The following is a 22,126-nucleotide window of genomic DNA, read 5'->3' on the forward strand; positions in this document are numbered from 1 at the left end:
CGTTGTGGAGGAGTTCGACTACGTCATCGTGGGCGCCGGGGCGGCGGGGTGCGTGCTGGCCAACCGGCTCACCGAGGATCCGGGCACCCGGGTGCTGCTGCTGGAGGCGGGCGGCTGGGACCGCAGCCCGTACGTGCGCGTACCGAAGGCGTTCTCCCGGCTGATGGACGACGAGCGCACCGCCTGGCACTACCCGGCCACCACCGGGCCGGGCCGCCGGGAGATCTGGCAGCGCGGGCGGATGGTCGGCGGCTCGACGTCGGTGAACGGCATGATCTGGAGCCGCGGCGCGGCCCGGGACTGGGACGCCCTCGAACCGCTGGGCTGGGGCTGGTCGACCATGCGGCCCGTGTTCCAGCGGTTGGAGGACCACCCCCTCGGGCCCGCGCCGCACCGGGGCACGGGCGGCCCGGTGCGGCTGTCCGTCGCCACCGGCACCGACCCGCTCGCCGAGGAGATGGTGGCCACCGGCGCCGAGCTGGGCTGGCGCCACGCCGACGACCTGGACGCCCACGACGACGAGCGGATCGGCTACCCCACCGCCACCATCCACGGCGGACGCCGGGTCAGCGCCGCCGACGCGTTCCTGCACCCGGTCCGGCGCCGGCCCAACCTGACCGTCGAGGTCGGCGCCGTCGCCCTGCGGGTGCTCGTCGAGGGCGGCCGGGCCACAGGCGTACGGGTGGCGCACGGCGGCCGGGAGGCCGAGCACCGGGCGGCGGGTGAGGTGATCCTCGCCGCGGGCGCCCTGGCCACCCCGCACCTGTTGCAGGTCTCCGGCATCGGCCCGGCGGACACGCTGCGCGCCGCCGGGGTGCCGGTGCTGCTCGACCGGCCCCGGGTCGGCGCGGGGCTGCGCGAGCACCGGTCGATGGTGCTTCAACACCGCCTCGCCGAGCCCGGCGGCCACAACATGACCATCGGCAGCCCGCTCGGGCAGGCCCGGGCGACGCTGCGCTGGCTGCTCACCCGGGGCGGGCCGCTCGCCCTGCCGGTGCTGGACGTGGCCGCCCATCTCAAGTCCCGCCCGGATCTGGACCGCCCGGACGCGCACCTGCTGATGGCGCCGTTCTCGGCCGCCCCGCCGCGGCCCGGCAGGGCGCTGGAACTCGAACGGGAGCCGGGCGTGATGTGCCTGGGCACTGTCACCCGGCCGGACAGCGAGGGCAGCCTGACGATCACCGACGCGGACCCGCGTACGCCGCCGGGCATCGTGGCGAACTACCTCGCCACCGAGCACGACCAGCGGGTGGCGGTGGATCTGTTCCGCCGGATGCGGGAGTTCTTCCGCACCGGGCCGATCGCGCGGCGGATCCAGGCCGAGACGGTGCCCGGAGCGGCGACCACCACCGACGCGGAGATCGTCGAGGCGGCCGTGGCGCGCGGCTACTGCGGTTACCACGCGATCGGCACCTGCGCGATGGGCGCCGGCGACGACCACGTGGTCGACCCGGAGTTGCGGGTACGCGGCGTGGACGGGCTGCGGGTGGTCGACGCGTCGGTGCTGCCGGTGATGGTGGCCGGCTGGACCAGCGCCCCGGTGACCGCGCTGGCCTGGCGGGCCGCCGACCTGATCACGGGACGGGACGCGGACTGAGCGACCGGCCCGGGCCGGGTTCCGCCCGCGCCGACGCCCGGCGGGACATGCCGGGCCCGCGCGCGAACGGCGGGACGTGCCGGACCCGCGCGAACGGCGGGCCCGGCACGTGGCTCAGACCGCGAAGCAGTTCGGCTGGACCGGGGCACCGGCGAGCACCTGGCGCACCGCCGTGTAGGTGGTGCCGTCCAGCACCAGCCCGAGGTGGCCGACGACCCGCAGCGGGCACCACGCCTGCACCAGGATGTTCGTCGCGCCGTCGGCGAGCACGGCGTTGTCGACCGGCCGGACCAGTTCGTCCTGCCACGTGCGCACCGTTGCCCAGCGCACCGGGCCGGGGGTGTCGTCCCCGGCGTTGAGGTCGGCGAGGAAGCTCGACCCGATGGTCATCTGCTGGCAGGCGATCACCCCGGCGCAGCTGCCCAGCCCGAGGACGGCGACCAGGTTGGCGACGTAGGTGCCGTACTGCGGGCTGCCCAGGCTGACGTACTGGTCGACGGTGGCCGCGCCGCCGAGGTACTTGACGTACCAGCGGCTGACCAGGCCACCCTCGGAGTGGCCGACCAGGTCGACGCGGGCCGCGCCGGTGCTGGCGCGCACCCGGTCCACGTAGGACGACAACGTCCGGGCGGACTCGCGGATGTCGCCGAGACCGAGGTTCGGCAACTGGAAGATCGAGACCCGGTAGCCGTCGGCGCGCAGCCGGGCGGCGATCGGCTCGTACGCGATGGAGATTCCACTCAGGCCGCCGACCACGATCACCGGGTCGGCGGCAGCGGCGGCGGCCCGTTGCGCGGCGGTGGCGACGGTGGCCGCGTTCGACGGGGCGGCGGGTTCGGCGGTGGCGGCCTGGGCGGCGGCCGGGACGAGCAGGACGGTGGCGGCGGTGGTGGCGGCCAGGATCGTTCGGAGCAGCATGGGCTGCACCTCCGGGGGGAGGCACCCGGGCGTACCCGGGGGGACGGGTGGGATCCGATCGATCGTGGACACGATGATGCGTGTCCGATTTCACGCACGTCAATGAAAAGTTACGCGTCGGTAACCCTTGTCGCGCCCTGCGCGCAAACCGGCATGCCGGGCCGGGCTCAGTTGCCCAGCGCCTGGACCTTCGCGATTGTCTCCTGCACGTGCTGCCGGGCCGGCTCCCCGCCCTGCGCGGCCTGCGCCAGCGCCTGCCGGTAGGAGTCGATGGCGCCGATAAGCGGCCCCGCCGTGGCCCCCTCCAGCGCGCCCGCCACCAGCGCCCGCGCCTCGGCCGCGTCCTGCGCGGCGGCGGCGGTGCGCGCCTTGGCCTCGTCCAGCTTCTGTGCCGCCGCCGCCAGCCTGGCGATGATCTCCGCCGCGCTCACACGCCCTCCCCCAGCTCACCGACCCCGCGAGCCTACCGCCCCGCCCCACCCCACCGCCTTCGCGATCTTGCACTTTCCGCCCGCCCGAAAGCCACAATTGCCGCGCCCCCGGGGCCGAAACTCCATGATCGACGGAGCGGGTAGAAGGTCAGCGGAGGAGGCGGAAGAGGAGGAGATAGAGGCAGAAGAAGGACGGGGAGACCAGGGCGCAGATCACGAAACCGAGCGGCACGTACCGCCCGGGCGGCGCGTCGCCCTCCACCGCCGGGCGGCCCCAGCGGGCGAGTACCACCTGACCGGCCACGAAGGACATCAACGGAACGCCCGCGCAGGACAGCGCCGCCACCAGGTCCAGCCCGGCCACCGGCAGCGACGAACCGATGATCGCGATCAGCATCAGCAGCGAGCCGACGAGCGCGCAGCCCGCGTACACCACCACCGCCCGAGCTGGCGCGGACCAGGTGGGCAGCAGCACCGGCGTGCGGGCCAGCGCGTCGGCCTGCCGGCCGTACCCGTCGGCCTCCTCGGCGAGCCGGCCCGCCGCCGCCAGCTCCGCCGCCGGGTCACCCGCTCGCGGCGCGGGCACACCACCCGAGGGGTACGCCCCGACCTCCGGCCGCCCCGGGGCGTCGGCTGCGCCGCCGGTCACCCCGTCCCCCGGAACGGGCGCGGGATCCGGCGCTCCCCCGGCGGCCACCGCCGCCGGCACCGGCGCCTCGGCCGGGACCGAGGTCATCGGCACGCCGATCGCCTGCCCGAGCCGATCCAGGTGCTGCCCCTGGGCGGAGAGCCGCTGCCCGAGCGAGTCGACAGCGGCCTGGAGGCCACGGCGGCGCTCCGCCTCGGCGGCGATCTCCCGCTCCCCGCCCCGCTGCCGGGTGGACAGCTCCCGCAGCAGCGCCGCGTACTCGTCGAATCCGCTCATGTGATGTCTTTCGTTCGCGACTGCGGGGCTCGCAAACCCGGCTCACTCCTCGCGCTCACGGGGTGACCTCTCCCCCGGCGGCGAACGGCACGATCAGCGCGGTGCGGTGCTCGTGCCGGTCGACGAGCAGGGCGCGGCCCTCGCGCGGGACGTACGCCAGGTCGTGCGCGCCGAGGTGCAGGCCCAGGTCGGCGGCGGGCACGTTCAGCGCGACAAGGCCGGTCACGTCGTCACGGTGCCCGCTGCCGCCCAGGTCGTCGGCGAGCCGGCGCAGCCCGCGCCACCAGCCGAGCACGTGCACACCGCGCGCGGGCCCCTGGCGCAGCACGGCGCGCAGGTCGTCGTACCCGGATCGGAACGTGGCCGGGTCGGAGGCGGCGAGCGTCGTGGCGGCGGCGTCCATCCCGAACACCACCAGGTAGGTGCGCCCGGCCGCCGGGGCGTCGCCGGAGGCGGCCTCGGCGAGCTGGGCGCGCAGCGCGGCGGCGTCGAGGCGCCGGACCGGGTGCCCGGCGGCGGCGAGCGTCATGGCCAGGTCGTCGGCGGCTTCGGTGGTGCCCGGCGCCAGCGGCGCGAACAGGAACCGGGCGGTGCCGGGGGCGTGCTGGCGGGCCAGGGACAGGGCGGCCGAGCGGAGCACGTCGGCGCCGGCCGCGGCGGTGCCGACCACCGCCAGGTGCCGGCCCGGACTGGCGTCGAGCGCGAACCCCGCCGGGCTGCCGGCCACGTCGACCACGCGGCCGACGAGCGCGTACGGCGGGTCGGCGCCGGGCGTCAGCGCCGCCCAGGCGGGGTCGTCGGTGAGCCGGGGCGTCTCGTGCCCCCGGAAGACGGCCGGCGGGCGCGAACCGGCCGGGCGGGCGGCGTGCAGCTCGTGGCGCAGCGCCGCCAGGTCGGCCGAGGCGGCGTGCGCGTCCGGGAACCGCACCTCGACGTCCGCGCCGGGCGCGCCCGCGCCGGTGTTCACCACCGCGACGCCGACGGTGAGCCCGCGCGCGGCGTCGTTGCGCGGGTCCAGCACGGCGTCGCCGCCTGGTAGCGCGATCCGCAGCGGGAACTGCCCGAAGATCGCCTCGGCCCGGCCGTAGAGCGCCTCGACGCCGGTGGTGCTCTGGCTCGCCAGGACCAGGTGCAGGCCGTACGAGCGGCCCTTGCGGGCCAGCTCCTCGATCAGGTCGACCGCCTGCCGGGCCAGCGCGTCGTTGCCGGCGAACAGCACGTGGAACTCGTCGACCACCGTGACGATCCGGGGCGGCCGGGCGTTGGGCGGCACGTCGGCGAGCCGGCTGACGCCGTGCCGCTTGAGCAGGTCGGCGCGGCGGCCCAGTTCGGCGCGCAGCTCGCGCAGCACCGCCACGCCGTACTCGCGGTCCGACTCGATGCCCACCGCGTCGGCGTGCGGCAGCCAGGACGGGTCGCGGTCGGTGGGCACGAACTCGGTGAAGCTGACGCCCTCCTTGAAGTCGAGCAGCATCAGCCGCAGCTCGGCCGGGGAGTAGCGGGCGGCCAGCCCGTAGAGCACGTCGAGCAGCAGGACCGTCTTGCCGGCGCCGGTGCGCCCGCCGACAAGCCAGTGCGGGGTGGCGTCGTCGAACGCCACAGTCAGCGGCCGGCGGCCGGCCCGGCCGAGCACGGTACGCAGCCCGGAGGCGGCGGACCCGGCCCAGCGCTGCGCGGGCAGCAGGTCGGCGAACGTGACGCCGTCCTGGCCGGCGGCCTCGGCGTACCGGCGGGCCAGCGCGGTCACAGTGGCGTGCGACGGGTCGCCGTCGAGCACCACCGGTGCGGCCAGCCCGCTGCCGTCGGCGCTGAACGGGCGGCCGGGCGGGTCTCCGACGAGGGTGTAGCGCTCGGTGACGCGAAGCTGGGTGGTGGCGCCGAGCGGCGGCGCGGCGGTCGGCCCGGCCGGCGGGTGGCCGGCGAGCAGCACGCAGACGGCGGCGGCCGGTCCGGCGTGGGTGAGCGCCGCCAGCCGGGCCAGCTCCCGGGGCGGCGGCGCGGACGCGGCGACCACCACGAGCAGTTCGCGGTCCTCCGGCGCGGATCGCTGGGCGGTACGCGCGTGCCGCTCGGCCAGGTCGAGCAGGGCTGTCGTCTCCGCCTCGGTGGTGGCCGCCGCGGCGAGCACCCCGGCGTCCTGCAGCGGGCGCAGCGGCAGGAACGCCGCGCCGAAGGCGGCCTGGTCGATGCCGGCCACCCGGATCGCGCCGGCCGGGGCGGCGGTCAGCAGCCGTACCACCACCGCACGCAGCAGCTCGCCGACGCGCGGGTCACGGGCGTCCACGTCGACCGCCAGGTGCGCGCCCGCCCCCACCGGCACGAGCACTGGGAACGTGCCGTCGACTGTGGTCGCCGCGCCGAGGCGTACCGGAACGGGGTGGGTCGCGACGCGGGCGGTGCCAGGCACCGCGGCGGCCAGCTCACCGCCGAGGCGGGCCAGCCGCGCGACCAGCTCGGGGCTCCCCACGGGCGCCGGGCCGGCGGCGCCGAGCAGCCGCCGGGCCGCCTCCCAGTGCCGCACCGCCCGTCGATGCCGATCGACCGCCTGCCGGTACGCCGCCGCGAGTCTGCCCACCGTCCGCCCTCCGACGTTTGCGATCGAGGGAACCCTAACGGACGCGCGCCACGGCGGCACGTGGCGCTCCGCACCGGGGATTCGTCCACTGTTCACCCGGCGGCGGACGGCCGCGCCGCCCGCCGTTCCCCCGGCCCGGCTTGCCTTCCCTCAGGCATCCGTGCGCACAGGAAGGCGACGACGTGACCTCCTCACCTCTCCCCCGGCGGTCCCTGCTGCGCGGCGGCGTGGCCGGCGGACTCGGCATCGTGGTGGCCGGCAGTCTGGAGGCGATCGCCGGACCGGCGGCGGCCCGGCCCGCGTGCCGCCCCGCCGTCGGCTACGGCGACCTGGTGCCGGACCCGGCCGGCCTGCTGGCGCTGCCGCCCGGGTTCTCGTACACGGTCGTCGCGCGGGCGGGTGCGACGCTGCTGGAGTCCGGGCAGCCCACGCCGAGCGACGCGGACGGCACCGGCTGCTTCCGCGGCCCGCACGGCTCGGTGCTGGTGAACAACCACGAGATCGGCGGCGACGAGCCGTACCCGGTGCCGGCGCTGCCCGGTCTCACCTACGACCCGGGCGCCCGCGGCGGCACCACCACCATCGAGGTGGACCGGCACGGGCGGCGGCTGCGCGAGTACGTGAGCGTCGCCGGCACGCACAACAACTGCGCCGGTGGCATCACCCCGTGGGGCACGTGGCTGACCTGCGAGGAGACCGAGCAGCGGGCCGGTGGGCGATACCTCAAGGACCACGGGTACGTCTTCGAGGTCGACCCGCACGACCGGTCCGCCAACACCGACCCGGTGCCGCTGACGTTCCTCGGGCGGTACTCCCACGAGGCGGTCGCCGTCGACCCGTACACCCACTCGATCTACCTGACCGAGGACGCGAGCGGGCCGAACGGCCTGTACTTCCGGTGGACGCCGCCGCCCGGTTTCCGGGCCGGCAAGGGCGCGCTGCGGGCGCTGGCCCAGCGGCCCGACGGCGGCACCGCCGGCAGCCTCGCCGCGATGCGCTGCCTGCGCGGCGACACGCACGTGGCCGACCTGTCCGAGGCCACCACCCCGGGCACCCGCTACCGCGTCGAGTGGGTGGAGGTGCCCGACCGGGACGCCCGCACCGTGTCGGTACGCAAGCAGTTCACCGACGCCGAGGTGACCCGCAGCCGCAAGCTGGAGGGTGCCTGGTGGGGCGACGGCGGCGCGTACTTCGTGGCGAGCTACGCGCGGCACGACGACGGCAGCGCCAACGAGCACGACGGGCAGGTGTGGTTCTACGACCCGCGCCGGCAGACCGTCACGCTGAAGACCATCTTCGGGGTGAACACCGACCCGGAGGCCGACCACGGCAACTACGACGGGCCGGACAACATCACCGTCTCGCCGTACGGCGGGGTGATCCTGGCCGAGGACGGCGAGGGCGTGTCGCACCTGGTCGGCGTCACCGAGCAGGGCAAGGCGTACCCGCTGGCGCGCAACGAACTGAACGACAGCGAGTTCACCGGGCCGACGTTCAGCGCGGACGGGAGGACGCTGTTCGCCAACATCCAGTCGCCGGGGTACGTGTTCGCGATCACCGGGCCGTGGGGGCGGCCGGGCAACGGGCACCGCTGAGAGGGTGGCGGCTGGCAGTTCCCGGGCGGGAGCCGCCGGCCGTCGTCATGGAGTCTCGGGGTGCGCCCGGATCATCGGTACTCTCTGAGCAGGTCCGATGGAAGGTTTCGCCGGATGGCCACCGCACACGACGTCGCCGCTGCGGTACTCGCCGAGGTCGGCCGGGTCACCGCGATGAAGTTCGAGAAGCTCGTCTACTACTGCCAGGGGTGGCACTTGGCGCGCAGCGGTTCGCCGCTGTTCGCCGAGCCAATCGAGGCGTGGCGGGAAGGCCCCGTGATCCCGCTGCTCCACCGGCACCACCGCCAACAGCTCTACGTCTCGGAGTGGCCCCTCGGAGCCCTCTCCCGGCTCACCGACTCCCAGCGCGAATCCGTCCGCTGGGTGGCCCGCGAGTACGGCAGGTTCTCTGCGACCGAGTTGTCCGCCATGGCGCGCAACGAGCTGCCCTGGCGGGCCGCTCGCGGCGTGCTGCCCGAATCCGCCGGCTCTTCCGAACAACTCGACGTCGACCTGATGCGGACGTACTTCGCACGGCAGATGGCAAGCACCGAGACAGCCGTCGCGCTGGCCACTGCGAACGCCGCGATCGAGGGCAAGGAGTTCGACCATGACTGGCAGGAGCGGCTGCGTGACGTAGCCTCGGGCCTGGTCGACGCGGACGATCTGATCGCCGAAGAGATCGCCCGCCTGCCCTAACTGCCCCGTCAGAACGGCGCGTAGGCCGCGCTCCGCCGACCAAGAGTGCAAGATCGCGTGCTAGGCGCTCGTGGTACTCGGCGAGGGATTCGCGCACTGCGCCATCCCCGACCCTCCACGCAGATCTTGGAAGAAAACGGCCCCCAGAAGGGCCCTCAGCTTCCAAGATCTCGCCACTCTGCGATCTACCGCGACTCCGAACGGTCGGCGACGAACACGCCGAGGCCATGCACACCCTCTACCCACCCCTGCGTTTGCAGCACGAGGATGGCCTGCCGGACCACCGTCGTCGAGACGCCATGCTCCGCCTTGAGCTGTGCCGTAGATGGCAACTTGTCTCCCGGCGAGAGTTCTCCCGACTGAATCTGAGTGCGGAGCTGGTCCGCGAGCTGTTCCCACTTCGGTTTGACGGGCATATGGACTCCCAGGTCTGCTCCGCCATTCGATCACGCACGACTAGTCGTGACAAGCAGCGTGTTGTCGTCCTTGCTATGTGTGACTAGTTGTGTAAAGCTCGAACTGACCGGCTCCCAGGTCTGCAAACCGGAGTTGGTCCGTTCCCACCGCGCAGAGCGCTCGGCCGACCAATCCCCCGGACGGCCGGGCGTGCGTGCCTGTCATCCGCACGACGGGAGGCCCGATGGGTGAGCGCACCGACGCCACAGCAACCGGTTCACCCTTACCTCGGCGCAGGACGTCGAGGACGCCGACGGTACAGCTGCGGCAAGGACCACCCCTGCCTGGAGGTGGCGTTCGCGCATCTGGTCAAGGCCACCGCGACCAGTCCCGACGAGCCGCCGTTAACGCTCGTCCGATCACTGCGGGAGATCTGTTCCGCCTCGACCGCAGGGCGAGCGTGCAGTTCTGCCACCCGGTCACCGTGCGGGTCATCCGGGAGATCGTCGACCGCTCCACGTTCGACGGTTGGACCTGGATCGAGGCGTACGAGTTGGACGGCAAGGGCGAAGCGGTCGCCAAACGGGAGCTGTTCGTGCAGCCGTCCGGGCTGCGCAGGTTGAACGTCACAGCCGGCGAAGGCCCGAGCATCGGCCGCCGTGCGCGTACGGCAGCACGACCACGGGTGCCGGCGTGAGCACCGGCACCCGTCCGCACGTACCCATGCGTCCGCTCTGGATCTGCAAGCGCTGCGCTAACCCGTGGCCGTGCGCGGAGGCGCGACTCGCCTTGGTGGCCGAGTACGCGGGTGACCGCATCGGACTGTCTGTCTACCTGTGCAGGCAGCTCTATGACGCGGCTCTGGAACTGCACTGCCTCAATCCCGACGAGGCACCGGGCCCGCAGGCCCTGTTCGCCCGGTTCGTCGGGTGGGCCCACGTGCGATCACCGCCGCACGTCTGACGATCGGTCCGCTACACCTCGGCAGTGGCATCCTTCGACCTCGACCCGAGCGCTTCGGCGATGGCGGCGAACTCCGCAAGGGCTGCTTGCAGGTCGTCGACGATCTCCTGGGCGATCACCTCGGGTGGCAGTAGCGAGTCGGCATCCTCCAGCGAGGCGTCCTTGAGCCAGGTGATGTCGAGGTTGACCTTGTCCCGGGCGATCAACTCGTCGTATGAGAACGCGCGGAAGCGCTCGGTCTCCACCCGCTCGGCGCGATCCTTGCCCGGCAGATAGCAGTCGACGAAGTCCTGGAGGTGCTCGCGTCGCAGTGGGTTCTGCTTGAGCGTGAAGTGCTGGTTGGTACGGAAGTCGTACACCCAGAGCTTCTGGGTCCACGGCTCCTCACGGGCACGCTTGCGCTCGAAGAAGAGCACGTTGGCCTTCACACCGCCCGCATAGAAGATGCCGGTGGGCAGCCGCAGCATGGTGTGCAGGTCGTACTGCTTGAGCAGCCGGCGGCGGATGGTCTCCCCCGCGCCGCCCTCGAAGAGAACGTTGTCGGGCAGCACGACGGCGGCGCGGCCGTCGATTTCCAGCAGCGAGGCGATGTGCTGGACGAAGTTGAGCTGCTTGTTGGCGGTGGTGGCCCAGAAGTCGCCCCGCTCGATCTCCCGCTCCTCCCGGCTGGAGCGGCCGTCCTCACCGACGACCCGGATCGAGGAGCTGCGGCCAAACGGCGGGTTGGCCAGCACGAGGCTCACCCGGCGGTCGGGCTCCTTGCCCAACGCGTCCTTGACCGCGATCAGCGACGGCCCGTTCGGGGTGCCGATGCCGTGTAGCAACATGTTCATCGCCGCGAGCCGGGCCGTACCGTCGACCAACTCGGTCCCGGTGATCGCGCCTTGGGCAAGCCGCCGTCGCTGGTCGGGCGTGAGCGCGCTGCCGTGGTGCTGCTGAATGTGCTCGTAGGCGGCGAGCAGGAAGCCGCCAGTGCCGCAGGCCGGGTCGGTGATCGTGTCGTCCGGCGTGGGCAACATGCAGTCGACCATCGCGGCGGTCAGTGCGCGGGGCGTGAAGTACTGGCCCGCGCCGGACTTCGCGTCCTCGGCGCCCTTGGCGAGCAACTCCTCGTAGGCGTCGCCCTTGACGTCGACGCCGGTGCCCGACCAGGACTCCTTGCCGATCAGGTCCACGATCAGCCGCTTGAGCTTCGCCGGGTCCTGAATCTTGTTCTGCGCCTTGCGGAAGATGGTGCCGAGGGTGCCGCCCTCCTTGCCCAGCCCGGTCAGGATGTGCCGGTACTGCACCTCAAGCGCGTCGCCTTCGGCATCGAGCAGGGTCTGCCAGCTCAGCTCGTCCGGGACGATTTTCTCGGGCTTCAGCGGTCGGCGGGCACGCTCGTCGGCCATCTTGAGGAACAGGAGGTAGGTCAACTGCTCGACGTAGTCGATAGTCGAGACGCCGTCGTCACGCAGCACATCGCAGTAGTTCCACAGCTTTTGCACGAGTCTACGAGACTCAACGGCACTAGTCGTGATCTTTTCGTTCATCCCTGGATACTCAATGCGCTCAGCCTTGTTCACCACGGCAATGCCTCCTGCTCGAAGCCGCCACCTGTCACGCTGACCGGCGGAGACACCGGTTCCTTCTGGGCATTCACTGCGTGTGATCTCTGGCGCAATGGCCGCATCGATCGATTGACTATAGTGCAATCAATCAGTTCCGCTGCTGGCTGCTCGGTCTGATCCTGCGCCACGAGACGGCCAGAGAATGCTTCTGCCATAAGGGCGCCACGCAGGCCGCTTGCCTTCTTCATCGCAGAGTCGATGATCGGCATTAACCTCTGCTCTTCAGCGATGACATCCTCAAAAATTTCCACCGCCCGCCGCTGGACACCCAACGGCGGAACAGGCATCTTAACCGCCCTGATTGCCGCCCTATTAAGAGCCAGTTGATTACCCCCAGCAGCCGCTCTGCGAGTTTCGACGTATCTAGAGAGCCAGAACATGTAAACAAACTCCGGCAAGATTGGGGTTTCAGAAACTCTAATCGAAGCGCAATTCTGATTGTGCGCCGCTTCGACGTCAAGGATCGCAGCTTGCCCCCGCGTCTTACCCTCTCCAATCATAGCCAGCAGCACAGTGCCTGGCGGATGAAGCCGACTCCGGAGGTTGCCCAGCCCTTCCGCGGAGACCGTTTCCTTTGTCCGTTCAATCCTCGTAAAGGAGACTTCCCCGCTGGAAACCCAAGGAATACCCCCTCCCCAGAACTCCGATCGAGACCGACTCGGAGTAGATCCAACAAAGACTCTAAACAGGCTTCCAATGGTGGACCACGCCCAAGAACGTGGCAGAGGCCAGTCGCCGTCGTCAACGATCGCCTCGCGGCCTCCAATTTTGATTACTAAGTCCACCCCACTATCATTGGGCTCAGCCTTAATCGAAAGCAACCCTCGCATTGCTGCTCGCGCAACCGCCTGCCGCCTTCCAGCCAATTTCCTCTTGACCGACACGAGTCGCTCGCGAGCCGAACTGACGCTGCCAAGATAAAGATCAAGAACCTCTACGATGCGCCGCTGCTCGGCGAGCGGAGGAACTGGAAGAATCAGATCTTCCAGGTATCGCCGAGGCACCCGACGAAGTCCGACTGCTCCCGCCATCGCCGCTTGGGCCCGAACTCGCACGGAATGCTGCAGGAGGTAATAGCAAAGAAAGGTGGGATCAATTGCCCCCCGGGAGCGAAGCGCAAAAAGTTCTGTACTTCCAAGCGCGCGACCATTTTTCAGATTCCGCGCCACCGCGACCTTGCCGTTCTCCATACACGGAGTCACCTTGGCGAAGAGTACATCACCCTCCTGAACTGGCGTTAGCGACCGCCTCTTAGCGTCGCCATAAAACGCTTCCCGAGATGCATCAATATGACCTGTCTCCGCTTCAACCGCAGCCATCGGAAGCAGCGATATTTGTTCATCATCAACGGGCTGCTGATCAAACTTCCGGGGGTTGATTTCCACTAGTTCGCCAAGTCTTGCAGTGGTCCAGCCGGCTGGCAGGTCGGTCACGCGGACAACTCCTCGTTCAACTCGGTCAGCAGTGGTTCGGCGCGCTCCCCGAATGCGTCCGCGTACCCGTCGATGCCACCCCGCTCGCTGAACGGCGCACCCTCCAGGTCGTCCGGGGTGATCTCCACGCTGACCGCTATCACGTCCTTGATCCTCTCCAGCCACCACGCCTGATCGGCAGTGAACGTAGCGCCCGCCTGCTCCTGTCGGAGCAGCCACCCACGGAAGCGCTCCTCGACCAGGCTGCGGTACGGGCGCAGCTCCTGGTCCAGCCCCAACTCATACCGGACGAGGCTGACAAGATCGGTGATGCCCCGGTTGCCGGGGGCCTCGGCGGTCCGCCCGAGCAGCACGTACGACTTCCACAGCGACTCGGGCGTCCACGCCTGCGGCGGCCGGGCGATCCGCGCTGCCAGTTCCTTGAGCTGCTCGTACCCCACCCGGCCCCGGCCCTCGTAGAAGACCTGCAACGCGGTGATCTCGTCGCGGTGCTCCTCCAGGTAGTCGTGCCAGCTCTTGACGGTGACCTGGGCTCGTTCCTCGGCCGGGACGCCCTGCGCCGAGATCAGCCGGTCGGCGTTCACCTCGTCGATGGTGATGTCGTGTGCCCGCCGGATCTCCAGGATGCGTTCCCGCAGCGGCGGGTTCGCGGCGAGCGGTCGCAGTGCGCCGGCCAGCAGGTCCCGCACGGCGGCCGGGCCGGCCTCGGTGGCCGGGTTGAGTTGCTCCGGGGCCACCGCGTCGGTGAGACCGCGCACGACGTCCTTGAGCGGCTGACCGGCGAGGTCGGCCAGCTCGGCGCGTTCGTCGTCGGTGAGCTGCTGGTTGAGCCGGGCCAGGCGGGAGGCGAGCGTGGCCACCTCGTCGGCGTCGGCGGTCAGGGTGCCGGCCTTGCGGAGCAGGTCGCGCAGCGAGATCTGGCGTTCGGTGTGGCGTTGCAGCGGTACCGCCTCGTCCAGGTCGGCCTCGGTGACGCCGACCGCGTCGACGATGACGAAGCGGTCCTTGACCTCTGCGTCCGGCGTGACGGCCTGGAAGTCGGCGGCGTCGATGGTCCGGGCGCCGCGCCCCTTCATCTGCTCGAAGTAGGTGGAGCTGCGCACCGGGCGCAGGAAGAAGACGCACTCCAGGGGCCGGACGTCGGTGCCGGTGGCGATCATGTCCACGGTCACCGCGATCCGCAGCTCAGGGCTGTTGCGGAACGCCTGGATCAGTGTGTCCGGGTTGTCGCCCTCGCGCCGCGAGGCGTACGTGATCTTCTTGACGAAGTCGTTGCCCCGGTTGAAGACGAGCCGGACCATCTGCACGATCTCCTCGGCGTGGTTGTCGTCCCGCGCGAAGATCAGCGTCTTGGGCACTGTCGAGCGGCCCGGGAAGATCTCCTCGAAGAGCTTGTCGCGGAACGTCTCCAGCACCAGTTTGAGCTGGCCCTTCGAGATCACCGACCGGCCGACCTGGCTGCCGCCGTACGTGAAGTCGTCCTCCAGCTCCTGGTAGCGCTCGGCGCGGGTGCGCCGGTCCCGCAGCGGCACGACGGTGCCGGCCTCGATGTCCGCGCCTTTCTCCGTGATCTCCGTCTTGATCCGGTAGACGTCGAAGTCGACGTTGACCCCGTCGGCGACGGCCTGCTCGTAGGTGTACTCGGAGACCAGGTTCTGCTGGAAGAAGCCGAGCGTCTGCTTGACCGGCGTGGCGGTCAGCCCGACCACGAACGCGTCGAAGTATTCGATGACCGCCCGCCACTTGCCGTAGATCGAGCGGTGGCACTCGTCCACCACGATCAGGTCGAACGTCTCCGGTGGGAGCTGCGGGTTGTAGGTCACCTCGGCCGGCTCGTCCAGGTCGTAGCTGTCGTAGTCGCGGTCGTCCAGGTCCACGTCGGGCAGCTCGACGCCGCGCAGGGCGCCGTAGAGGCGCTGGATGGTTGAGATGACCACGGCGGACGAGTCGAGCATTCCGGTGCCGGAGAGCCGGTCGACGTTGTAGAGGTCGGTGAACTTCCGCCCGTCGTCGGGGGCCTGGTATCCGGCGTACTCCCGCAGCGTCTGTTTGCCGAGGTTGTTGCGGTCGACCAGGAAGAGGATCCGGGCGGCGCGGGCGTGCTTGAGCAGCCGGTAGCTGGCGGTCACCGCGGTGAAGGTCTTGCCCGCGCCGGTCGCCATCTGGATCAGCGAGCGCGGGCGGTCCTCGGCGAGTGACCGCTCCAGCCCGGCGACGGCGTCGACCTGCGCGGGTCGCAGGCCGAGCCGGTCCAGCGCCGGCATCCGCCGCAGCCGGGCCCGCAGCGTCGGTGCGGCCGGATCGTCGTCGGCCTCCCGCATCCACCGCGCGAGGGTGGCGGGTTGATGGAAGGCGAAGACCTCCCGGGTACGCGGAAACGGGTCCAGCCGGTTGACGAAGGCGGTCTCCGTGCCGGTGGCGACGTACCCGAACGGCAACGGCTCGTCCCGCCGCCAGGCGCTGAGCTTCTGCGCCGGGGTCAGCCCGCTCAGGTAGCGGTCGAGCTGCGCCTCCACCCCGCGCGGGGCCGTTCCCTCCCGCTTGGCCTCGATCACGCCGACAAGTCGCTGGTCGACGTAGAGCAGGTAGTCGGCGCGGCCGGTAGCGAGCGTCACCTCGCGGACTGCGACACCGGTGGCCGCGAACAGGTTGATCTGGTTCTCGTCCTGCACCACCCAGCCGGCGGCCCGCAACTGCCTGTCGATCTCGGCCCGGGTCTGCACCTCGTTTAGTGGTTCGTGGGAGGCGCGGCGGGCACGGGCGATGAACTCCTCCCGCCGGGCGGCGGAGACCCGCGCCGGCTTCCGCTGCTCGGCGGCCCGCTGCGCCTCGTGCGCCGCCGGCTCCAGGCTCGCCACCAGGGCGGCGGCCTCGCCCTGGCGGGCGCTCGCCGCGCGGACCGCCCGTTCCGCCGCCGCCTGCGCGTCGGCCTGGGCCTGCACCAGCGACGGCTTGCCGTCGAGCAGCAGCTTGGTCTGCGCCAGCTCGTTCTTGTAGCGCTCAAGCTCGGCCGCAAGCGCGTCGGCGACGCTCTGGGGCACCTGCTGAGGGGGCGGCGTGGGCGGGACGAAGCCGATCGGCGAGCGGTCGCCGGTCAGCGCGCGGTGGAACCAGACGCCCAGCTCGAAGCAGGTCCGCAGCAGCTCCAGCGCGGCGCGCACCTCACCCAGATGATCGTGTACGGCGCGGTTGCCCTGGTCACGAAGCCGATCGAACGCGCGGTAGATCTCCGGAACGAGCGTGCCGTTGGTCTGGAGCGCCTGCACGCGGTGGAAGAACTTGTCACCGTGTGGCCGTGCGTCGGTGCGGCGCACCAGATCCTTCGCCAGTTCGTCGCCGAACGCACGGAGCTTGAACATCGCCGCCTGCGCGTCGACGTACACGAGCAGTTCGGCGCCCGCGCCATACCAGACCAAGAGTGGATGATCCTTGAGGAATCCGAAGTTGGCGGACTGCTCCGCCAGCCGTCGTACCTGTCGCTGATCCACAGCTCTCCACACGCGTCACCGGGGAATGAACACGTCAGGATAGAAACGATCGATGCTTGACGCAGCACAATTGAGCGCCGGAATCAGGTATCCGACAGAATCCGCTGAGCCCTTCGTTCCCATGAATCTTGGTACGCGCACGCCCCTTGCGGGGCGTGCGCGTACCAAGATCTCGCCTAGCGTGGTGCGACGCGGCAGCCGGGGTCGGGTCCGGTGTCGGCCACGCCGCAGTGGAACACCTCGACCGGGGCGGCGTCCACGTCGGGCACCTTCGCCACGGTGAGCAGCGCCAGCCGCTTCGCGACCGGTTCGCCGGAGTCCGGGGCGTACCGGATGAGGCCGGCGACCCCCGGGTAGCCGCCGGCGGCGTTCTGCCGCAGCACCTCGGCGTGCACCCCGACCGGGTTGACCGAGCGGGGCTCCCAGCGGCAGCCGGTGTCGGCGTGGCGCAGGCGGGCGGCGAGGCTCTCCAGCGCGCGTACCGTCATCATGGTGGCGTCGTAGGCCAGGCTGACCCGCTCGCCGACCGGCGGGCCGGTCCCGGCGCGGCAGCGGGGCGGGTCGAGCAGGCCGTCCGCGCCGATCCAGGTGAGGAAGGTGCCGCGCGCCTCGTCGCGCGCGGCCTGCGCGGTCCGCAGCGACGCGCAGGTGGCGAGCGCGGCCTTCGACACGTACGTGACCGGCAGGTTGCCCGGCGCGCTGGCGCGCAGCCCCGGGTTGGCCATGTAGCGGTTCACCGAGTCGTCGGCGACCAGGTGCCGGGGCGGGTTCGCGCCGCACTCCTTGAGCGCACGCATGAACCCGTCGAACTCCGACCAGCGGCCGGCGAAGAAAAGCATCCCCGGGTAGCCGCACTCCTGGGTGAGCCGCCGCCCGCTGCGCCACTCGTCGAGCCGGGTGATCCGGTCGCCGAAGCGTTCCCGCAGGCCGTCGATGAGGGTGGCGACGTACAGGTCGTCGGCGAGCGAACTGCCCTCGCCGGTGGTCCAGTAGACGTGCGCCTCCCCCACCCGCAGCACCTGCCGGGCGTACGCCTCGACCATCCGCACCTGGTCGCGGTTCGGCGCGGACATGGCCAGGTAGAGGCTGGAGTTGGCGTCCATCCGGTCGGCGGACAGCGTGGGGGCGAGCACCGGCAGGCCGACCCGGTTGAGTTCGCGCAGCGCCGCCGCCGTGCTGGTGCGGCTGTCCACCAGCCCGACCACGCCCAGCACTGTGGGGTCGTCGCGGGCCAGCCCTTCCAGCATCCGCACCGCGTCGTCGGCGTGCCGCATCTGCCGCCCGGCGTTCGCCACCACGATGTGCAGCAGCGCCGCGTCGTCCGCTGCCGCCGACTCCTGGAGCAGTGCGTACTGGGCGGTGGCCATGCCCTCCAGTTCCTCCCGCTCGGAGACGTAGGACTCCTCGTCCGCGCGGGTCCGGTTGCCGGTGAGGCTGCCCAGGTAGACAAGCGTCAGGTAGGGGCGGCGGTGCTCGCTGCGCCGCCACACCTCCTCGGCGGCCCGGTTCTGGGCGAAGATGCGCCGCTGCACGGCGCGCAGCCGGTCCTGCCCGGGTTCGCTGTTGAAGACCTGCCCGGCGGTGTCGCTGTAGCCGACGCACTCCCCGGCCACGAGCCGGACGGCGACCCGGTCGGTGGGCCAGGGGCGGCAGTCCGGCGCCCACCGCCCGTGCGCCCACACGCCCAGCCCGGCGACGAGCGCCAGGGCCACCGCGGCGGGCAGGAACCGCCGTGCCCACCAGGGCGGGTCGGGCGCGGCCAGGGCCGGCGGGACGCCTCCCACCGGGGCGTCGACGTCCCGGTCGTCCGACTCCAGCAGCATCAGCCAGGCGCCGGAGCGACGCAGCCGGCGGTTCTCCGGCAGCGCCTCGGCCCACTCCTCGTACGCCTCCTCGGCCTCGGCCAGCGGCCGGGCCGCGGCCGGTTCCGGCGGCGGGTCGGCGGCGACCGCGACGACGAGCAGCGGGTCGTTGCGGCCGGTCTCGTTGCGCACCTCGTCGACGAGCCGGACCAGCGTGTGCCCGACGTTGTCCGGCCGCGCGCCGTCGAGCACCAGCACCGGATAGGCGGTGCGGCGCCAGTCCCCGGGCCGCCAGAACCGCCGCCGGTACGCCAGGCGCAGGTCCTCCAGGAACGCGTGCAGCAGCAGCTTCTCCACCTGGGCCGGGTGTTCGCCGTCGCGCCAGCCGGCGGTGAGCCGCTCGGCGAAGCCGAGGAACGTCACCGACTGCCGGGGCGCCAGGTACTGCTGGCGCATGAACCAGCGGTACTGCCGTCCGACGAGCGGCACCCGGCCGGAGACGGCGATCCGGAACACGACGCCGGGTACGGCCCGCCACAGCAGCCAGAGCAGCAGGTGCAGCGCGGCGCCGAGGCCGGAGTCGCCGCCGACCTGGGGGTCGTCACCGGTCCGCCGTCCTCGCCAGTCCCGCAGCCGGCGGACCAGCGCGGCCCGGCCGCTGTCGGCGGCGTCCAGGTCCACGGCGAGCGTCTGGTGCATCAGCCAGTCGGCCAGCGGGTAGTGGCGGAACCGCAGCCGGGGCGCGCCGAACGCCTCCACGGAGAGTTGCCGGTGCAGTTCGCGCAGCACGGTTGCGACGTCGTCGCCGGCCGGGCGGCCGGTCAGGTCCAGCACGGCGTGCGGCACCCGCCGCCCGGCCCGGCGCGCCGCGAAACGCCGTAGCAGGGCCGCAATCGCGCCGCCCCCGGTGGGCCGGACCAGCCAGAGCAGCGGGAGCTGGCGGTCACCGCGGCGTGGACGCCGCAGCAGCCGGGCCAGCAGGGTGAGCAGTTCCGGGCCACCGGCCGGGAGTTGCTCGCGTACCGGCCGCGGCCGGGTCGCCGGTTCACGCATGGTCACCTCCGGGTCACATGCGGTGTCGCACCATTGTCGACGTTCGATGCAACCCGGCACGGCGGGTCCCCGCTCGACGGACGGGTGTCGAGCGGGGCCCTCCTCGCGTGCGGATCAGCCGATGGCGGCGGTCAGCGCGGCCAGGTAGCCGTAGCGGTAGCCGTCGGCGTTCGGGTGGTACGCCTCGATGACGCCGCTGACGTCGCGGATCCACGGCTGGGCGGCGCACACGCCGTGCCCGGCGAAGAACGGCCGCGCGTCGACGAAGGTGCCCCCGGCCGCGGCGACCCGGCCGGCGATGACGCCGTTGAGCGTGTCGGCGGCCTGGTTGAGGATGGTGCGCTTGTAGCTGCTCATGGCGAGCAGGCCGCAGGAGCCGGTCTCGAACAGCCGCGGGTAGCCGAGCACCACCAGCCGGGCGTTCGGGGCCCGGTTGCGGATCGCGGCGTACGTGGCGTCGAGCCGGGCCGGCAGCGTCGCGGTGGTGAACGTCCTGGACTCGTTGACGGCGCTCTCGCAGCTGGACGTGCTGCCGAAGCGGCAACTGGTCATCACGTCGGCGAAACCGGCGTCGTTGCCGCCGATGGTGATGGTGACCAGCGTGGTGCTGCTGCTGAGCTGGCCGACCTGGTTGTTCAGCACGTCGGCGGTGACCGCTCCGCCGCAGGCCGGGAACTTGAAGCTGGTGACCGAGTGGGCGGCGGCCCAGAGCGGGGCGTACGACTTCTGGCTGCGCAGGCAGGTGGACAGGTCGTACGGGGCGGCGCCGACGCCGGAGGAGTAGGAGTCGCCGAGGGCGACGTAGTTGACGGTGGCCGCGCGGGCGGCGCCGGGCAGGAGCACGGCGCCGAGCACGGCCGCCAGGACGGCGGCGAGCACGGTATGGACGCGACGGGACATGCAGAACCTCCACGGGGCAGGGGGTGGTGGAGCCCGTTGACCGCGCGCGTGGCCGAGGGATCGGTGGTGTTACTGGGCGGTAATGCTATCGAAACATTTGCCGAAATTGAATAGCCGAGATCGGCCGGACGGGAGCGATATGTTCACATCTGTCGATTAGGTTGGCGGTGACGACACCCGACGGAGGGAGTCCCACAGTGCGACGCGCACTCACGGCGGCCATCGCCGCCCTGACCCTCACCGCGGCCGGCACCACAGTGACCGGCGCACCCGGCCAGGCCGCACCCACCGGCTGGGGCCGGCCGCAGACCGCGGCGGCCACCCCGACGCCCGGCGGCCCCGGCCTGGGCGACAGCTACTTCCCCGACTACGGCAACGGCGGCTACGACGTCGGCCACTACGACATCCGGCTGCGCTACGAGCCGGCCACCGACCGGCTCAGCGGCACCACGACGATCCTCGCCACCGCCACGAAGGACCTGTCCCGGTTCAACCTGGACTTCGCGCTCGCCGTCGAGTCGGTGCGGGTGAACGGGTGGGTCGCCGGCTTCACCAGGGCCGGCGACCACGAGCTGGTGATCACCCCGGCCCGGCCGCTGACCACCGGCCAGCAGCTCACCGTCGTGGTGAAGTACGCCGGCGTGCCGTCGCAGACCACCGTCTACGGCTACACCGGCTGGACCCGTACCGCCGACGGGGCGCTCGCCGTCAACGAACCCGAGTCGGCCTGGTGGTGGTTCCCGAGCAACGACCACCCGAAGGACAAGGCCACCTGGGACATCTCCGTCTCGGTGCCGACCGGCGTCGAGGTGATCAGCAACGGCGTGCAGCCGCGCGACCCGCTGCCCGAGGCCGGCAACCGCACCCGGTGGAGCTGGCGCAGCGTCAAGCCCGGCGCCACGTACCAGGCGTTCCTGGCCATCGGCCAGTACGACATCGTCACCGACACCGCGCCGAACGGGCAGCCGGTGGTGAACGCGTACAGCACCACGCTCGGCGAGCGCCTGCCGGCCGCCCGGGCCAGCATCGAGCGCACCGCCGAGATCGTCGACTGGGAGAGCGGGCTGTTCGGCCCGTACCCGTTCGAGGCGCAGGGCGGCGTGGCCGGGCCGGTCGACGGCATCGGCTTCGCGCTGGAGACGCAGACCCGCCCGGTGTACGGCCCCGGCTTCTGGCGACGCGGCGCCAACCCGTACGTGGTGGTGCACGAGAACGCCCACCAGTGGTTCGGCGACTCGGTGTCGGTGGCGGACTGGCGGCACATCTGGCTCAACGAGGGCTTCGCCTCGTACGCCGAGTGGCTCTGGTCCGAGGAGCAGGGCGAGGGCACCGCGCAGGAGCTGTTCGACTTCACCTACGACAGCTACCCGGCCGATTCCGAGTTCTGGCAGGTGCGCCCCGGCGACCCGGGCCCGAGCGGGATCTTCGACGACGCGGTATACGACCGGGGCGCGATGGCACTGCACCAGATCCGGCTCACCGTGGGCGACGCCGCGTTCTTCCGCATCCTGCGTACCTGGACCGCCAAGCGGCAGTACGGCAACGGCACCGTCGCGCAGTTCCAGGCGCTCGCCGAGCGGATCTCCGGGCGGGATCTCGACGCGGTGTTCACCACCTGGCTGTTCACGCCGGGTCGGCCCACCGTGGCCACCGCCGCGCGGACGAGCGCCGCGCCGGCGCAGCCGGCCTCGTGGACGAAGATCCGCGCGGCGCACGACCTGCTCGGCCGCTGACCGGGCGC

16 protein-coding genes are annotated in these 22,126 nt (G+C 71.7%); 6 read left to right on the top strand and 10 right to left on the bottom strand.

The features are described 5' to 3' along the window. Nucleotides 1-4: 4 nt before the first annotated feature. Nucleotides 5-1,597, top strand: a complete 1,593-nt coding sequence (locus tag AB0B20_RS09275; RefSeq protein ID WP_357469457.1) for a GMC family oxidoreductase N-terminal domain-containing protein — start codon at nt 5-7, stop codon at nt 1,595-1,597. Between the two features lie 114 nt (nt 1,598-1,711). On the opposite strand, the gene AB0B20_RS09280 is transcribed toward AB0B20_RS09275, so the two are convergent. From AB0B20_RS09280 to AB0B20_RS09295, 4 genes are all read right to left on the bottom strand, one after another. Continuing rightward, on the bottom strand, nt 1,712-2,515 hold the full coding sequence (locus AB0B20_RS09280; protein WP_357469460.1) for an alpha/beta fold hydrolase: 804 nt from the start codon (nt 2,513-2,515) through the stop codon (nt 1,712-1,714). A 167-nt stretch (nt 2,516-2,682) separates the two neighbouring features. Beyond that, the gene (locus AB0B20_RS09285) at nt 2,683-2,946 is read right to left on the bottom strand and encodes a DUF6244 family protein (RefSeq protein WP_073830945.1); all 264 of its coding nucleotides are present in this window, start codon (nt 2,944-2,946) and stop codon (nt 2,683-2,685) included. 148 nt (nt 2,947-3,094) lie between these two features. Further along, on the bottom strand, nt 3,095-3,871 hold the full coding sequence (locus AB0B20_RS09290) for a hypothetical protein (protein WP_357380909.1): 777 nt from the start codon (nt 3,869-3,871) through the stop codon (nt 3,095-3,097). A 55-nt stretch (nt 3,872-3,926) separates the two neighbouring features. Continuing rightward, complete coding sequence (locus tag AB0B20_RS09295; RefSeq protein WP_357469463.1) at nt 3,927-6,446, bottom strand: FtsK/SpoIIIE domain-containing protein; 2,520 nt, start codon at nt 6,444-6,446, stop codon at nt 3,927-3,929. 182 nt (nt 6,447-6,628) lie between these two features. On the opposite strand from AB0B20_RS09295, the gene AB0B20_RS09300 reads away from it, so the two are divergent. Continuing rightward, the gene (locus tag AB0B20_RS09300) at nt 6,629-8,041 is read left to right on the top strand and encodes an alkaline phosphatase PhoX (protein ID WP_357469466.1); all 1,413 of its coding nucleotides are present in this window, start codon (nt 6,629-6,631) and stop codon (nt 8,039-8,041) included. Nucleotides 8,042-8,155: 114 nt separating this feature from the next. Next, on the top strand, nt 8,156-8,740 hold the full coding sequence (locus AB0B20_RS09305) for a type II toxin-antitoxin system antitoxin SocA domain-containing protein (protein ID WP_357469469.1): 585 nt from the start codon (nt 8,156-8,158) through the stop codon (nt 8,738-8,740). Between the two features lie 185 nt (nt 8,741-8,925). Here AB0B20_RS09305 and AB0B20_RS09310 read toward each other — a convergent pair whose 3' ends face one another. Then, nucleotides 8,926-9,156, bottom strand: a complete 231-nt coding sequence (locus tag AB0B20_RS09310; protein ID WP_357469472.1) for a winged helix-turn-helix domain-containing protein — start codon at nt 9,154-9,156, stop codon at nt 8,926-8,928. Nucleotides 9,157-9,596: 440 nt separating this feature from the next. On the opposite strand from AB0B20_RS09310, the gene AB0B20_RS09315 reads away from it, so the two are divergent. Together AB0B20_RS09315 and AB0B20_RS09320 are read left to right on the top strand one after the other, a co-directional pair. Then, entirely contained in the window at nt 9,597-9,833 is a 237-nt protein-coding gene (locus tag AB0B20_RS09315; protein WP_357469475.1) for a hypothetical protein, read from the top strand. A gap of 26 nt (nt 9,834-9,859) precedes the next feature. Next, nucleotides 9,860-10,099 carry a hypothetical protein gene (locus AB0B20_RS09320; RefSeq protein WP_357469732.1) on the top strand — a complete coding sequence of 80 codons (240 nt, stop codon included), beginning with the start codon at nt 9,860-9,862 and terminating at the stop codon, nt 10,097-10,099. A gap of 11 nt (nt 10,100-10,110) precedes the next feature. Here the strand turns inward: AB0B20_RS09320 and AB0B20_RS09325 are convergent, their stop codons facing one another. From AB0B20_RS09325 to AB0B20_RS09345, 5 genes are all read right to left on the bottom strand, one after another. Beyond that, on the bottom strand, nt 10,111-11,586 hold the full coding sequence (locus AB0B20_RS09325; RefSeq protein WP_357469478.1) for a class I SAM-dependent DNA methyltransferase: 1,476 nt from the start codon (nt 11,584-11,586) through the stop codon (nt 10,111-10,113). A 74-nt stretch (nt 11,587-11,660) separates the two neighbouring features. Further along, a complete protein-coding gene (locus tag AB0B20_RS09330; protein WP_357469481.1) occupies nt 11,661-13,142 on the bottom strand; it encodes a restriction endonuclease subunit S in 1,482 nt (493 codons plus the stop codon). Beyond that, on the bottom strand, nt 13,139-16,630 hold the full coding sequence (locus AB0B20_RS09335) for a DEAD/DEAH box helicase family protein (RefSeq protein WP_357469484.1): 3,492 nt from the start codon (nt 16,628-16,630) through the stop codon (nt 13,139-13,141). Before AB0B20_RS09335 ends, AB0B20_RS09330 begins: the two co-directional genes overlap by 4 nt. Nucleotides 16,631-16,806: 176 nt before the next feature. Next, the gene (locus AB0B20_RS09340; protein ID WP_357469487.1) at nt 16,807-19,485 is read right to left on the bottom strand and encodes a hypothetical protein; all 2,679 of its coding nucleotides are present in this window, start codon (nt 19,483-19,485) and stop codon (nt 16,807-16,809) included. Between the two features lie 114 nt (nt 19,486-19,599). Next, the gene (locus AB0B20_RS09345; protein ID WP_357469490.1) at nt 19,600-20,385 is read right to left on the bottom strand and encodes an SGNH/GDSL hydrolase family protein; all 786 of its coding nucleotides are present in this window, start codon (nt 20,383-20,385) and stop codon (nt 19,600-19,602) included. 197 nt (nt 20,386-20,582) lie between these two features. Between AB0B20_RS09345 and AB0B20_RS09350 the strand changes: the two genes are divergently transcribed. Continuing rightward, the gene (locus tag AB0B20_RS09350; protein ID WP_357469493.1) at nt 20,583-22,118 is read left to right on the top strand and encodes a M1 family metallopeptidase; all 1,536 of its coding nucleotides are present in this window, start codon (nt 20,583-20,585) and stop codon (nt 22,116-22,118) included. Nucleotides 22,119-22,126 lie beyond the last annotated feature (8 nt).

This window comes from Micromonospora sp. NPDC049151 (assembly GCF_040648395.1).
Classification (GTDB): Bacteria; Actinomycetota; Actinomycetes; order Mycobacteriales; family Micromonosporaceae; genus Micromonospora.